Below are 13,447 nucleotides of genomic sequence, written 5' to 3' on the forward strand. Positions count from 1 at the left end.
AATATTCAAAAATTAAATTAGTATCCTTGTGTTTGACGCTGATGATTTACTTCATTTTTATCTAAATATGCTTTTTCAATCTCTTCTTGCTCAAATTCAAGTGCTTGTCCGAGTCGAAGGTAGCTCGTAAATAATTCAATATAGTTTGTAATAGATGGTTGATCTGTAAAACGAATTACTTTCGCATATGTGTCTAAGAAAATTTCCACTTGTGTTTTATTCGTTTGTGCACATTTATAGAATAGGAAGTTTTTATCAATACCTAAATCAATGCCGATTGATAAAATAAAATGCAAACCATCTACGTATTCTTCTAATATTACTTCACGTTCCGAAGCTGGTTTGTTGCTCCAATATTTAAAACAACGTGTTTCATTTGCAAGTTCTCCAATTTCTACAAGAAGAGCTAACATTTTTTCTTTTAACAATTTTTTCGGTTGTAAGTCATGTTCTTTTGCAATACGGTCATCTAATTCTTTTTGTAATTTAAATAGTTGTAGTAAGTCCATTCTATTGTCCTCCTCCAACATCGCATTTTACGCAACAATGTTGTTTCATCTCAAAGTTCATTATTATGTTTCAGTTCTTATGAATAAGTCAGCTATCTACCTCTTTATAAAATAGCTTGTCCTTAATTTACAAATACGTTTCAGTCATCACTCTTAAATTGTTCATCTGATGAAAGTTCCATATCATCTTTCCATTATAGCAGTGTCGTTTCGGCTAGGAAAGATACTCTTCTTTCCAAACGAGCAGAATTGAAAAAAGCCAGGAGTATTCTCCTGACTTCATATGTATATTCTTCTATACTGCTATAACTTTTATATTGATTTTGTCATATTGATAACGACATAGCCGTTAATCTTTAGAATTTCTTTCACTTCTAACTTCTATTTGAATACAAATAAAAAAACCTTAGAAGAAAATTCTTCTAAGGTTTCAACTAATTAATTAGTTAATGTTGTTTTTTGCAACTGTTGCTAATTCAGCGAAAGCTTTTTCGTCATGAACAGCTAAGTCAGCAAGCATCTTGCGGTTAACTTCGATGCCAGCATTTTTAAGACCGTGCATTAAGCGGCTGTAAGAAAGACCATTCATACGAGCTGCTGCGTTGATACGTGTAATCCATAATTTACGGAAGTCACGTTTCTTTTGACGGCGGTCACGGAATGCATACATTAGAGATTTCATAACCTGTTGGTTAGCAACCTTGAATAATGTATTTTTTGAACCGTAGTAACCTTTTGCTAATTTAATTACTTTTTTACGACGTTGACGAGTAACTGTACCACCTTTTACTCTTGGCATAATATTACCTCCTAATTGTTCTATATATCAGCCGAACTTATTTTAAGTTGTCAAGCATTTGACGAATGCGTTTGAAGTCACCAGCGCTTACTACACCAGCTTTACGTAGTTTACGTTTAGCTTTTGTAGATTTGTTAGCGAATAAATGGCTTGTGTAAGCGTGAGAACGTTTCAGTTTACCTGATCCAGTCTTTTTGAAACGCTTTGCAGCGCCGCGATGAGTTTTTTGTTTAGGCATAGGTATTTCCTCCTCTATCTATTACTTATCGTTTTTCGGTGCTAAAACTAAGAACATACTGCGTCCTTCCATTTTAGGCTTAGATTCAACTGTACTAACTTCAGCACAAGCTTCTGAGAAGCGATCTAAAACACGTTGACCGATTTCTTTATGAGTAATGGCACGTCCTTTAAAGCGAATTGACGCTTTAACCTTGTCGCCTTTCTCTAAAAACTTGATAGCATTACGAAGTTTTGTGTTAAAGTCGTGTTCATCAATTGTTGGACTTAAACGAACTTCTTTCATGCTAATTACTTTTTGATTTTTGCGCTGCTCTTTTTCTTTCTTCTGTTGCTCAAAGCGGAATTTACCGTAGTCCATAATGCGGCATACTGGCGGTTTCGCATTTGGAGCAACTAATACTAAATCAAGATTAAGATTTGCAGCTAAGTCTAAAGCGTCATTACGAGACTTGATTCCAAGTTGATCGCCATTTGCGCCAACTAAACGTACTTCACGTGCACGAATTTGCTCGTTAATCATCATATCCTTGCTAATAGTAAGCCACCTCCAAGGTTTTCTCAGAACATATTTTGTAGTCATAGAACCCGAACAAAAAAAGTGCGGGCATACGACACCCACACTTGTAAAATCTTAAGTAAGAAATACATTTACCTGTTAACTGCGAATGCGTCCATCAGGTGAGAAGCGGGTGCTTCTACTTGTTCCACAAAACAATATTCTATTATCCTTGATGAGTTTATCATAGGACATGACGTCTGTCAAGAAGACGCGATGTGTTTTACTAACAACAAGAAACATTGTAACAAACAACTAACATACTTGCAATACTTTTTTATGATAAGTGTTACATGGTTATTTTTTCTAATTTTTCTCAAGTATATTACATAAAAAAGCCGCGGTATACCGCGGCTTTTTCTTATCGTTTCCCTTCTACTTTAATCATGTCAACAAAAGCATCTAATGCGATTGTTTCTGATTTTTGTTCACCATATTTACGTACGTTTACGCCGTTTTCAGTTACTTCATTGTCACCTACTACAAGCATGTACGGAATTTTTTGCATTTGTGCTTCACGGATTTTGTAACCGATCTTCTCTTCACGAGTGTCTAATTCAACACGGATACCAGCACGACGCAATTCGTCTTGTACTTTCTTCGCATAGTCTAAATGTACTTGCGGAGAAACTGGAATTACTTGTACTTGAACTGGAGCTAACCATGTTGGGAATGCACCTTTGTATTCTTCAATTAAGAAGGCTACAAAACGTTCCATAGTTGATACAACACCACGGTGAATTACAACTGGACGATGTTGTTTACCGTCTTCACCAACGTATGATAATTCAAAGCGTTCTGGAAGTAAGAAGTCTAATTGTACAGTTGAAAGTGTTTCGTCTTTTCCAAGAGCAGTACGAACTTGAACATCAAGTTTTGGACCGTAGAATGCCGCTTCACCTTCAGCTTCATAGTAATCAAGACCCATTTCATCCATAGCTTCTTTTAACATACCTTGTGCTTTTTCCCACATCTCATCATCCGCATAATACTTTTTAGTATCTGCTGGGTCGCGGTAAGATAGACGGAATGAGTAGTTCTCTAAACCGAAATCTTTGTACACTTCTAGAGTTAAGTTTACAACACGTTTTAACTCTTCTTTAATTTGATCTGGACGAACGAAAATGTGCGCATCGTTTAAAGTCATTCCGCGTACACGTTGCAATCCAGATAACGCACCTGACATTTCATAACGGTGCATTGTTCCAAGTTCTGCAATACGGATTGGTAATTCACGGTAGCTGTGAATATCATTTTTATAAACCATCATATGATGAGGACAGTTCATTGGACGAAGAACTAATTCTTCGTTATCCATTTCCATTGATGGGAACATGCCATCACGGTAGTGGTTCCAGTGACCAGAAGTTTCATAAAGCTCTCTGCTTCCTAGTACTGGAGTATATACGTGATCATAGCCTAAGCTTGCTTCTTTATCAACGATGTAACGCTCGATAATGCGGCGGATTGTTGCACCTTTTGGTAACCAAAGTGGTAAACCTTGTCCTACTTTTTGGCTATTAGTAAATAGTTTTAATTCTTTACCTAATTTACGGTGATCGCGCTCTTTCGCTTCTTCAAGCATACGTAAGTGCTCATCTAATTCTGCTTTCTTAACGAATGCAGTACCGTAAATACGTTGTAGCATTTTATTATTGCTATCGCCGCGCCAGTAAGCACCTGCAACGCTTAATAATTTAAACACTTTAATTTTTCCTGTAGATGGAAGGTGAACACCACGACAAAGGTCGAAGAATTCGCCTTGCTCATAGATTGAAATAACTGCATCTTCTGGAAGATCGTTAATTAAATCTAATTTTAACTCATCGCCGATTTCTTCAAAGCGACGAATTGCTTCTGCACGTGGCACTTCATGACGAACGATTTCTAAGTTCTCGTTCACGATTTTTTGCATTTCTTTTTCGATTTTCTTGAAGTCTTCAACTGTAATTGCTTCTTCCATATCAATATCGTAGTAGAAGCCATTTTCAATTACTGGACCAATGCCAAGCTCAACCTTAACATCTTTATATAAACGTTTTAACGCTTGTGCTAAAAGGTGGGCTGTTGAATGGCGTAAAATATATAGGCCATCTTCAGAATCTAATGTAATGATAGAAACTGCACCATCTTCTTCGATTGGTGTAACAAGATCGATCATCTCATCATTTAATTTTCCAGCTACAGCTTTTTTCTTTAAGCCTGGGCTAATAGAAGCTGCGATTTCTTCAGTTGTTACGCCTTTTGGAAACTCCTTCACAGCTCCATCAGGGAAAGTAATTTTAACTACATCTGCCATCACTGGTCACTCCTCTTTTTCTCAAAATAAAAAACACTCATCCCGTAAAAAGGGACGAGTGTTGAATTCGTGGTTCCACCCTTGTTCCAATTAACATAATTGTTAATTGCTCAAGTTCAACATAACGGTGTTGTCCGTTAGCAATTACTAGAAAAACCGTTCACTGCTAAAGTTTAGAGGTGGTAAGTAATAATCCCGTACTAGGAAGCTCACACCCTAAGGCTTCCCTCTCTGAAAATCGTAGAAAACTACTCATGTCCTCATCATGACATTTCAATATATTTCATTTATGTAGGTAATTATATGCTCAAAAACTTAGAAAATCAAGGGCGTTACCTTTATTTTTTAAATTTTTCACATTGCGCTCAAAATCATGTAATCCATGTAATTGGACCCGTTCTTGGAACACATTTCGCAAAGTAATAATCATATTATGGTCTTGTTCTTTCGTATATAAATAAATCTTTTTGGGCGAAATAGAAAGAAGCGGCGCAATTACTTTCGTATCAATATATACATCATTTTGCTTTAACAATTCCTCATCTATATATTGGACCAACTTCTCCTGTTTTAAACGTCTACCTTTATCATCATAAAAGATAAAGCTTTCATCAAAAATAAGATGCACACAAGACAAACGTGATTTACGGCTGCTTACTTGTTGCCGAAGCGTCTCAATGAACATTTGGTATTCTTGCTCCATCTTATATTCATCAATTGCCACTTCCGCAAGTTTAGCCACCATTTCCCTATATGTACGAAGACGAAAACGGATATATGATGAAAACGAGAATGAGAGCGGATCACAAAGCCAATTGTTTAAAGAAGACTTAATATATGACTCAAATGCGTTACGCGTTAAATCCTGAGCTACACCTTTTCTTCTTCCCTTTAAAATCTCATGTGCCATGTGCAATATTTGATGACACTCTTCTTGTTCTTCATAAAAAAACTTTTCTTTTAAAATCGTATAAATCCACTCATTTTGTTTCACATTCACAATGAAATACACCATTACTGGCAATAAGATCTTTTCAATATAATTCGATTCACGTACTGGTATGTGAATCACCACTTTTTGTTCCTGTAAATACACACTCGTTTCCTTATATAATACTTCCGCTCTTTTCAGCAATTGTCTATATACGTGCATAGCATCATTTTTTTCTTCGAAGCAAATTTCAATCACTTTTGTCCCCCCTTTTATCCCCGCTCTAAAGGACTGTATCTATACGTTACAAATCCTATAAGAGTCCGTCCCGCGTGAAGTTCACTCTTAGTAGAATCACATTTCCTATTGTTAGAAAATCCACTCAATATGGCTTGCTAATTTTATATATATTAAGGGAGGGAGAAAAAAATGATACAAGCTACTATGAATTTTTATTGTATACTTTACTCATCAATAAAATTATGCATCTGAATGATTGAATATAAATTCGTAAAAGTCGAATTACATTGGGGGCACTCGCTCAAAACCAGCTGAAGACTACCAAGAAATTATTCAAGAACATGCTAGAGATGGCTGGAGGTTCGTACAGATTGTTGCCCCTACGATTGGCAGTTCTGGACAACCTGAATATTTCGACCTCATATTTGAAAAGAAAATATCACTATAATACAAAAGAGCAAGCTTCTCAGCTTGCTCTTTTACTTATGACGACGGTTTTTCCCACCAATTGGAATTGGTTTCGCTAAATATTTAATTCGCTCCATAATACGTGCTGCCTTCATTTCTTCAGCCTCACCACGCTGCGTATACGTTAAATGGTGTTCCAGTTGTTTAAAATCAAAATTAGACGTAAAGAACGTCGGTAAGTTTTCTAACATACGGAATTGCAAGATTGCACCAAGCACATCGTCACGCACAAAGCTTGACATCGCTTCTGCCCCGATATCGTCTAACATTAAAACTTGTACGCGTTTAACCGCATCAATCTTTTCACCAATCGAATTATCTTGAATTGAACTTTTAATTTCACGTAAAAATTCCGGGAAGTATACGAGCATCGAACTTATTTTCTTTCGAGCAAGCTCGTTCGCTATTGCTCCTAAAAGGTACGTTTTTCCTACACCAAATTTACCGTACAAATATAAACCTTGTGCTTTTTTACCTGGTTCATATGTACTTAAAAATTCATTCGCTGCACCAATCGCATCGATACGTGCATTTAAATCAGAAGGGTCTAAGTTTTCCATAGTTGCCTGTAAAATATCCGTTGGCATATATACACTTTGAACGAGTTTTTCATATTTCTTTCTCTCGTCATGCGCTACTTTTCTAACGCAGCGATCGTATTGAATATCAATCATCTTCCCTTGAATAACAAGCTTTGGCTCGTAACCTTGCAGCATATTTTTACATGAACCTAAATCCGGACAATCCACGCAACCTACACTTTGTCCAATATATTCATATAACTTCACAAGACTGCGCTCAATCATAGAAGTCGTTACTTCACCCTTATGTTCGTCTATAAATTCTTTCACACGCGGATGCGCCATTACTTCTGCCTTTAATACTTCATATCTATTTTTAAAGTTTTCATTTTCCATTAATTTTGCAAATGAATTTTGAATATGCTCCATTTTCTCACCTCAAAGAGCGTTCATTCTCTTCTATTAATCACGCTTATATTTTTTTAACACTTCTTCTAGTCGTTTTCGTTCATCTTCTAGCGTACTTGCATCTTTTTCTACACTTACATCTTTCTTCACTGTTTCTTTCTCTTGTTCTTTCGGCTCTTCTTCCTTAAGCCAATCTGGTACCATTTCTTTCCGCACCGTTTTCTTCACCATACGGCCTTTTTTCTTCGTCTCAGCCCACTCTTGATATTGACGGTTCTCTTCTTTCGCTAACGCCATCGCTTCCGCTACTGTCCCGACCTTTTTACGTGCCCAATGCCCAGCAATCTTCTCGACATACGTTTTCGCAAGTTTCATATCTGAGCGTAGCATAACGTAATAAATAAGTACATTCACAACTCCTGGTGTCAATTTTTGATTAATCATGACATCTTCAACGATCTGCAAATCCGCTTTCGTTGCCTCTGCACCACCAGAAATCTCTTTCAATAGTTGTTTTGGCGAGATTTCCTCTAGCTGCTTTATTAGCATCTCCTCTTGCGATGAAGGCTCTTTCTCTTTCATCGTACGTGCAGCATGAGGCTGTACTCTTTCACTTAATACCGGTAATGCTTGACCATTTTCAAATTGATACCAATCGCGCGCTCCTTTTCTAAGCCTTTCCATATCAATTGTTTGCATCTCTGTCACTGCACCAAGAACGATATTTTGCATCGATAACACATCTACACCATACACGTAAGCAAGTGTTATAACGCAGTCTCTCACTTGATCTGTAATCGCCTTTTTAGGAACAAGAGCGGACAATCCATCTACAAATAAAGAGAAATCAAAGAAATCATTCCAAACTTTCGGAGCGTCTCCCTTCTCGTTACTTGGCATAGTTGTCGTTTTTGGAATACGAAGGTCTTCTTGCGCATGCTCAAGCTGTCCTGGATTAAACGAACCAAACACATCATTGAAAGAACGCGTAACATTTTCATAAGAAGCAAAATCAAATTCTTCTTCTAAGAAATATTGCTTTACTTGATTATATTTTGTCCGGCTCAATCGATTATATAAAAAGATACTTAAAACAATATCATCAAAAAACTGCTTCGGAGATAAAGGTGGTTGCAACTCATATATGAACATTCGAATATCTTTTTCTTTCTTAATATAAACCTTCAATAGCCCAATTGCCTCTAACTTTACTCGTTCCTCATATATTTCAGGAAGTTGCATTTGCATAGTCACCATAAGGGAATGATGCGTATTCTCTTTTCCAAATACACGATCTTGCTCTAGCTCTCCCCATAGTGTCATGTATAAGCTAAAAGCTCTACTACCTATTAACGGCTGATACAACATCGTTAACACTTTTCGGTCGTAATTGTGCAGTAGCCCTTTCGCACTTACTTTATAACGATCAATCGGCAATAGCTCCATCCATGACTGTTTTTCCATTCTTGCTTTTCCTTTCTCTCATCCAATCTATCCTCTACTTCATTCGTTCTATCTTCATTATATAAATTCTTAGTGAAAAAGAGCTATTAGCTTGCGCTTCTAGCTCTCTTATCCTATTACTTACGGTATGTAAAGAGAATAAAATACAACTTCTACTCTCTTTCTTTTTGCAGTATATCTTTTAATTCTTCAATAAATACATTTAAATCTTTAAATTGACGATATACAGAAGCAAAACGTACGTAAGCAACATCATCAATATCGCGCAGTTCTTCCATAACAATTTCACCAATCATATCACTTTTCACTTCTGATATACCTAAATTACGCAGTTCACGTTCCACGCTTTGTGTTACTTCTTCTAATTGTCTTAAAGATACTGGTCTTTTTTCACACGCTTTAATTAAACCGCGTAAAATCTTTTCTTTATTAAACTCTTCTCGTGTGCCTTCTTTTTTTACAACGATAAGAGGTGACTCCTCTACCCTTTCAAAGGTCGTAAAGCGACTTAAGCAGCTTTCACACTCTCTCCTTCTTCGAATAGAGCGCCCCTCGTCTACCGGACGCGAATCTAACACTCTTGTACCATTATGAGAACAGGATGGACAACGCAATTCATTCACTCCTTTACACTATACTCTTTATTTTTCTCTACTCACTTCACCTAAAATATATATACAATATTATATAACTCATTCTAACTCTCTTACCACTTTAAGTTTCAGCGCATCATTTTATCATCTCATCCTTAAAAATAAGATGGTATATAGAGAGCACTACCTCATTTGCAAGAGTCCAATTTATTCAACTAACGATTACGTTATATTTTTCCTTTTTTATAAACTAAAAAAGAGGTGCATTATACACCTCTTTACATTTTAAATCAATTATGTTCTTTTTTAAAGAGCTTTTGTTTCTCTCTGCTTAATTTCGAAGCTACCAGTGCCTCGAGGAAGCTCGATGCTCTCACGCGTTTTCGCGTTTAAACCTTCTGCAATATATTCTGCAGCAACATTTGGATCAATACGATCCCCACAAGTATAAACATCAATACTCGCGTAACCGTGCTCCGGAAAGCTATGAATTGTTAAATGTGATTCTGAGATAATTACTACTCCACTTACACCTTGTGGTGCAAATTTATGGAAAGCAACCTCACGCACTTCAGCACCAGCTCTTAGTGCTGCATCCACAAATAATTGTTCAATATACGGCATGTCATTAAGCTTGTCGAAATCGCAATCCCAAAGTTCAGCGATCACGTGACGACCCATCGTATCCATAGTATCCATTCTACAGTTCCCCCTTGTAAATTTATTCTAACTGTTCGAATTGAAAACTAATTTGCAATTTGGCTTGCTCCACTACCACGGGGGAAAGTTAGTCCAGAGAGGTCCTAACCCTTTAAGTAGTGACTACGTACCTCAGCTCTTAAGTTTACGAGTGTTAGTATACTTTGTTTATTTTCATTTTGCAACAACAGTTTTTTCGATTTTCTGTCATATTTTCCTCTTTACTTTTCCCTAAAAAAAATAAACGATTCACAAATGCAGTAATCACAACGTTTCGTGGTATGTCCACTTTTTAAAATATACTCATATAATTTTTTTCCTTTTCAGAAAAAAATAAAAAAAGAGGGCAAATATTGCCTTGCCCTCTCCTCCCTTATTCACTTAAATGTGTTGCACATTTTCTTGTTTCGCTAACTCTTCAACAACTAACGTTACAAGATCTACAACACGACGAGAGTAGCCCCACTCGTTATCATACCAAGCAAGTACTTTCACTTTACGATCACCCATTACCATTGTAGATAAACCATCGATAATAGCTGAATGCGTATTTGTATTAAAGTCAATAGATACTAAAGGCTCTTCGCTGAATTCTACAATACCTTTTAAAGCACCGTTTGCAACAGTTTTGAATGCATCGTTAATAGCTTCAACTGTCACATCGCGTTTTACATCTACTACTAAGTCAACAAGAGACACGTTTGGTGTTGGTACACGAAGTGCCATACCATGAAGTTTTCCGTTTAAATGCGGAAGAACTTTTGCTAGCGCTTTCGCAGCACCTGTCGTTGTCGGAATGATTGATTGTCCGCAAGCACGTGCTCTTCTTAAATCTTTATGTGGGTTATCAATATTTTTTTGGTCATTTGTATAAGCGTGAACTGTCGTCATTAAACCGTTTTCAATTCCAAACTGCTCATCTAACACCTTCACAACAGGCGCTAAACAGTTTGTTGTACAAGATGCATTTGAAATAACAGTATGTTTTGTAATATCTAATTGGTCTTCGTTCACACCAACTACAATTGTTACATCTTCATTTTTACCAGGCGCCGTTAAAATAACTTTTTTCGCTCCAGCTTCAACGTGAAGAATTGCTTTTTCTTTTGAATTAAATTTACCAGTTGCTTCAATTACAACTTCAACACCTAAATCTGTCCAAGGCAATTCCTTTGGATCGCGGTTGTTTAAAAGGCGAATCATTTTTCCATCAACTAATAAGTGATCTTCAAATGCTTCTACTGTTCCGTCAAACTTGCCATGAACTGTATCATATTTAATTAAGTGTGCTAACGTTTCAGATGGATAGCTTGCATTGATTGCTACAATTTCGAATGCGCTTTCTTTTATTGCTTGACGAAATACCATTCTCCCAATACGTCCAAATCCATTAATTGCCACACGAGTCATAATATGTTATCCCCCTTGAATGCGTTATACTATTTATCTCCAATCCCAATAATAGTATAACACAAAAAGGAGATATGTCACTAAGCATTTTCATTAATTTCACAATTTTTTAGTCAATAATGTTCCACTTCTTTAAAATTACCTGCAATTGTGTTTTCGTTCCCATAATTGTGCCATCATTATTTATCACTTCATCTGCATTTTTCACTTTTTCTTCTAACGGCATTTGAGATTGAATACGAACTGTTGCTTCTTCTTCTGAAAAGTTATTTCGTTTCATTAAACGCTCTAATTGCGTATGCGGCTTAACCGCTACAACTAAAATGCGGTCAACGAGACTTGTTAATTTACTTTCAAATAAGAGAGGAATATCTAACACAACCGCTTGCATACCTTCTTCTATGTACATTTCCTTTTTCCTATTCATTTCCTCACGCACTGCAGGATGAACAATTTTATTTAACTGCAATCGTTTTTCTTCATTATAGAAAACGACACTTCCTATTTTTGGACGATTTAGTTCTCCATCTTCTTGTAAAACTTCCGTTCCAAATACTTCTACTATTTTGTTATATGCTGGTTTTCCTCGCTCTACAACTTCTCGTGCAATAATATCTGCATCAATAACTGGTATACTGAGCTCGCGAAACATTTGAGATACTGTACTTTTTCCGCTTGCAATGCCTCCTGTTAATCCAATTACTACTGTCATCATAATCCTCCTCATAATAAAAGGCGCGAAACTAATGTTCCACGCCCATACTTACATTTTCCAAATTCCAATAATAATGAGTAATACTCCAGGCAGGAATGTAAATTTTTGTAACCACTTCATATTCGATAAAACTGTTCCAAGTTTCATTCCAATAAATAAAAACAAAGAACTCATAACTGCAACTAATATCGCCATCATAGCGGGTGCATACCCTAATAAAGATGCACCAATTCCGGCACCAAATGAGTCTACAGAAAGAGCGATACCAAGAAGCAATGCTTCTCCTGCAGAAATGGTGCCTGATTTATCAAAATCTGCTACAGTCGGTTTCCGTAAAATTTGAATCACTAGCCCTAGCGAGGCAATCTCTAATTTCCAGACCTTCTCCTCTTGCTTCGGTTCTTCTTTTTTCTCACTTCGAAAAAATTGATATAATACCCAAATCCCTATTCCAATAAGAACAAGCCCACCGATACGCGTTGCGATAACAGGTGAAAATACTTTCGCGATCATATGTCCAATTCCCATTGAAACAAGCATAACAGCCGCTGAACACATTCCGATAATTATTATTGATCTTAGTGGTATTCTTACGCTTCTTAAACCATATGTTAGCCCTACACTACAGCTGTCTAAGCTTAATGTAAAAGCTAATAAAATAAGAGATAAATAAAGGTACATCGGTAAGCTCCTCCCTTATACATAGCTCTGCTGTATGTATATGACAAATGCCTATCCGATGTTATCTCTTTTCTATATTCTAGGCTGACAAATCGGGCAGTAATGCGTTCCTCGCCCGCCAACAACTGTTTTTTCTAATATCGTGCCACAAGTTACGCACGGCTCTCCTTTTTTCCCATATACATTTAGGAGTTCTTGGAACGAACCAATTTGCCCTTGTGAGTTGATATACGTCCGAATTGTACTTCCGCCACGCTTTACTGCTTCACCTAGCGTGGTAACGGTAGCCTCATAAATTCGCTCAATTTCTTCTACTGTTAAAGACGAAGCTTCTCGTTCCGGATGAATTTGAGAACGGAATAAAACTTCATCTACATATATGTTTCCAAGCCCTACTAAAAGACGCTGGTCCAGTAGCACAACTTTTATTTTACGATTTGTCTTTTGCAATCTTTCTTGCAAATACTGCGGTGTCATTTCAGCATCAAATGGCTCCGGACCTAAGTCAGCAAGAGGCATTTGGTTCATTTCTTCACCTTTCTTAAAGAGATGCATCGTACCAAACTTTCTCACATCTTTATAATGTAATTCCGTTCCATCTGTAAATAAGAAACGGACGTGCGTATGTTTATCAATTGGCTCATCCTCTTGATGTAGTAAAAACTTACCTTCCATACGCAAATGTGAAACAATGACATAATTCGTTACATATAAAAGCAAAAACTTTCCTCTTCGCTTTATATTTTCAATCTTCTCGCCTTTTAGCGTTTCTTTAAAGATTTCTGCATCATCCGGTCTTTTCACTATTTTTGGATAAGTAACAATAACATCTTCAATCGTTTTTCCTGTTACAAGATTTTCAAGTGTCCGTCTGACGTTTTCAACCTCTGGTAATTCAGGCATTTCATCACTTC

The 13,447-nt window shown here is 36.7% G+C and carries 14 protein-coding genes, 1 pseudogene and 2 other annotated features; of the genes and pseudogenes, 1 reads left to right on the forward strand and 14 read right to left on the reverse strand.

Translation table 11 applies throughout. The features are described 5' to 3' along the window. Positions 1-17 precede the first annotated feature (17 nt). The 6 genes from F3I02_RS07525 to ytxC all read right to left on the reverse strand — a co-directional run bounded on the left by F3I02_RS07525 (position 18) and on the right by ytxC (position 5,592). The gene (locus tag F3I02_RS07525; RefSeq protein WP_000365050.1) at positions 18-509 is read right to left on the reverse strand and encodes a dUTP diphosphatase; all 492 of its coding nucleotides are present in this window, start codon (positions 507-509) and stop codon (positions 18-20) included. A 442-nt stretch (positions 510-951) separates the two neighbouring features. Continuing rightward, positions 952-1,308, reverse strand: coding sequence for a 50S ribosomal protein L20 (gene rplT, locus F3I02_RS07530; RefSeq protein WP_001138362.1), 357 nt, complete (start codon positions 1,306-1,308; stop codon positions 952-954). A gap of 37 nt (positions 1,309-1,345) precedes the next feature. After that, the gene (gene rpmI, locus F3I02_RS07535; protein ID WP_001125945.1) at positions 1,346-1,546 is read right to left on the reverse strand and encodes a 50S ribosomal protein L35; all 201 of its coding nucleotides are present in this window, start codon (positions 1,544-1,546) and stop codon (positions 1,346-1,348) included. 21 nt (positions 1,547-1,567) lie between these two features. Then, complete coding sequence (infC, locus tag F3I02_RS07540; RefSeq protein ID WP_000973215.1) at positions 1,568-2,071, reverse strand: translation initiation factor IF-3; 504 nt, start codon at positions 2,069-2,071, stop codon at positions 1,568-1,570. Between the two features lie 63 nt (positions 2,072-2,134). Further along, positions 2,135-2,255, reverse strand: a sequence feature (ribosomal protein L20 leader region). Positions 2,256-2,465: 210 nt separating this feature from the next. Then, positions 2,466-4,403, reverse strand: coding sequence for a threonine--tRNA ligase (gene thrS / locus F3I02_RS07545; RefSeq protein ID WP_000786083.1), 1,938 nt, complete (start codon positions 4,401-4,403; stop codon positions 2,466-2,468). Between the two features lie 47 nt (positions 4,404-4,450). After that, positions 4,451-4,679: a binding site (T-box leader), on the reverse strand. A 31-nt stretch (positions 4,680-4,710) separates the two neighbouring features. Beyond that, positions 4,711-5,592 carry a putative sporulation protein YtxC gene (gene ytxC / locus F3I02_RS07550; RefSeq protein WP_000569629.1) on the reverse strand — a complete coding sequence of 294 codons (882 nt, stop codon included), beginning with the start codon at positions 5,590-5,592 and terminating at the stop codon, positions 4,711-4,713. Positions 5,593-5,826: 234 nt separating this feature from the next. Here ytxC and F3I02_RS07555 point away from each other — a divergent pair. Beyond that, positions 5,827-6,022: pseudogene (locus F3I02_RS07555) on the forward strand (DUF4177 domain-containing protein). Positions 6,023-6,053: 31 nt separating this feature from the next. Here F3I02_RS07555 and dnaI read toward each other — a convergent pair. The 8 genes from dnaI to mutM all read right to left on the reverse strand — a co-directional run bounded on the left by dnaI (position 6,054) and on the right by mutM (position 13,436). Beyond that, a complete protein-coding gene (dnaI, locus tag F3I02_RS07560) occupies positions 6,054-6,992 on the reverse strand; it encodes a primosomal protein DnaI (RefSeq protein WP_000400104.1) in 939 nt (312 codons plus the stop codon). Between the two features lie 33 nt (positions 6,993-7,025). Beyond that, entirely contained in the window at positions 7,026-8,435 is a 1,410-nt protein-coding gene (locus F3I02_RS07565) for a replication initiation and membrane attachment family protein (protein WP_196477789.1), read from the reverse strand. A gap of 152 nt (positions 8,436-8,587) precedes the next feature. After that, positions 8,588-9,049 (reverse strand): transcriptional regulator NrdR, encoded by a 462-nt coding sequence (nrdR, locus tag F3I02_RS07570; protein WP_001203687.1) that lies wholly within the window; start codon positions 9,047-9,049, stop codon positions 8,588-8,590. A gap of 285 nt (positions 9,050-9,334) precedes the next feature. Beyond that, on the reverse strand, positions 9,335-9,718 hold the full coding sequence (speD, locus tag F3I02_RS07575) for an adenosylmethionine decarboxylase (RefSeq protein WP_002003660.1): 384 nt from the start codon (positions 9,716-9,718) through the stop codon (positions 9,335-9,337). Positions 9,719-10,108: 390 nt separating this feature from the next. Beyond that, complete coding sequence (locus F3I02_RS07580; protein WP_000198974.1) at positions 10,109-11,137, reverse strand: glyceraldehyde-3-phosphate dehydrogenase; 1,029 nt, start codon at positions 11,135-11,137, stop codon at positions 10,109-10,111. A gap of 109 nt (positions 11,138-11,246) precedes the next feature. After that, complete coding sequence (coaE, locus tag F3I02_RS07585; RefSeq protein ID WP_000219322.1) at positions 11,247-11,849, reverse strand: dephospho-CoA kinase; 603 nt, start codon at positions 11,847-11,849, stop codon at positions 11,247-11,249. 51 nt (positions 11,850-11,900) lie between these two features. After that, a complete protein-coding gene (gene ytaF, locus F3I02_RS07590; RefSeq protein WP_000281744.1) occupies positions 11,901-12,533 on the reverse strand; it encodes a sporulation membrane protein YtaF in 633 nt (210 codons plus the stop codon). Positions 12,534-12,605: 72 nt separating this feature from the next. After that, on the reverse strand, positions 12,606-13,436 hold the full coding sequence (gene mutM, locus F3I02_RS07595) for a DNA-formamidopyrimidine glycosylase (protein WP_001114495.1): 831 nt from the start codon (positions 13,434-13,436) through the stop codon (positions 12,606-12,608). Between the last annotated feature and the right edge of the window lie 11 nt (positions 13,437-13,447).

Origin of the sequence: Bacillus sp. SRB3LM, from assembly GCF_015712745.1 — a bacterium.
Lineage (GTDB): Bacteria > Bacillota > Bacilli > Bacillales > Bacillaceae_G > Bacillus_A > Bacillus_A thuringiensis_K.

What these genes read in the sequence shown, in the direction of transcription:
- infC (WP_000973215.1), bottom strand. Translation starts at nt 2,071, where the DNA reads ATGATGATTAACGAGCAAATTCGTGCACGTGAAGTACGTTTAGTTGGC.
- F3I02_RS07580 (WP_000198974.1), bottom strand. Translation starts at nt 11,137, where the DNA reads ATGACTCGTGTGGCAATTAATGGATTTGGACGTATTGGGAGAATGGTA.
- thrS (WP_000786083.1), bottom strand. Translation starts at nt 4,403, where the DNA reads ATGGCAGATGTAGTTAAAATTACTTTCCCTGATGGAGCTGTGAAGGAG.
- ytaF (WP_000281744.1), bottom strand. Translation starts at nt 12,533, where the DNA reads ATGTACCTTTATTTATCTCTTATTTTATTAGCTTTTACATTAAGCTTA.
- rplT (WP_001138362.1), bottom strand. Translation starts at nt 1,308, where the DNA reads ATGCCAAGAGTAAAAGGTGGTACAGTTACTCGTCAACGTCGTAAAAAA.
- speD (WP_002003660.1), bottom strand. Translation starts at nt 9,718, where the DNA reads ATGGATACGATGGGTCGTCACGTGATCGCTGAACTTTGGGATTGCGAT.
- mutM (WP_001114495.1), bottom strand. Translation starts at nt 13,436, where the DNA reads ATGCCTGAATTACCAGAGGTTGAAAACGTCAGACGGACACTTGAAAAT.
- F3I02_RS07525 (WP_000365050.1), bottom strand. Translation starts at nt 509, where the DNA reads ATGGACTTACTACAACTATTTAAATTACAAAAAGAATTAGATGACCGT.
- F3I02_RS07565 (WP_196477789.1), bottom strand. Translation starts at nt 8,435, where the DNA reads ATGGAAAAACAGTCATGGATGGAGCTATTGCCGATTGATCGTTATAAA.
- dnaI (WP_000400104.1), bottom strand. Translation starts at nt 6,992, where the DNA reads ATGGAGCATATTCAAAATTCATTTGCAAAATTAATGGAAAATGAAAAC.
- coaE (WP_000219322.1), bottom strand. Translation starts at nt 11,849, where the DNA reads ATGACAGTAGTAATTGGATTAACAGGAGGCATTGCAAGCGGAAAAAGT.
- rpmI (WP_001125945.1), bottom strand. Translation starts at nt 1,546, where the DNA reads ATGCCTAAACAAAAAACTCATCGCGGCGCTGCAAAGCGTTTCAAAAAG.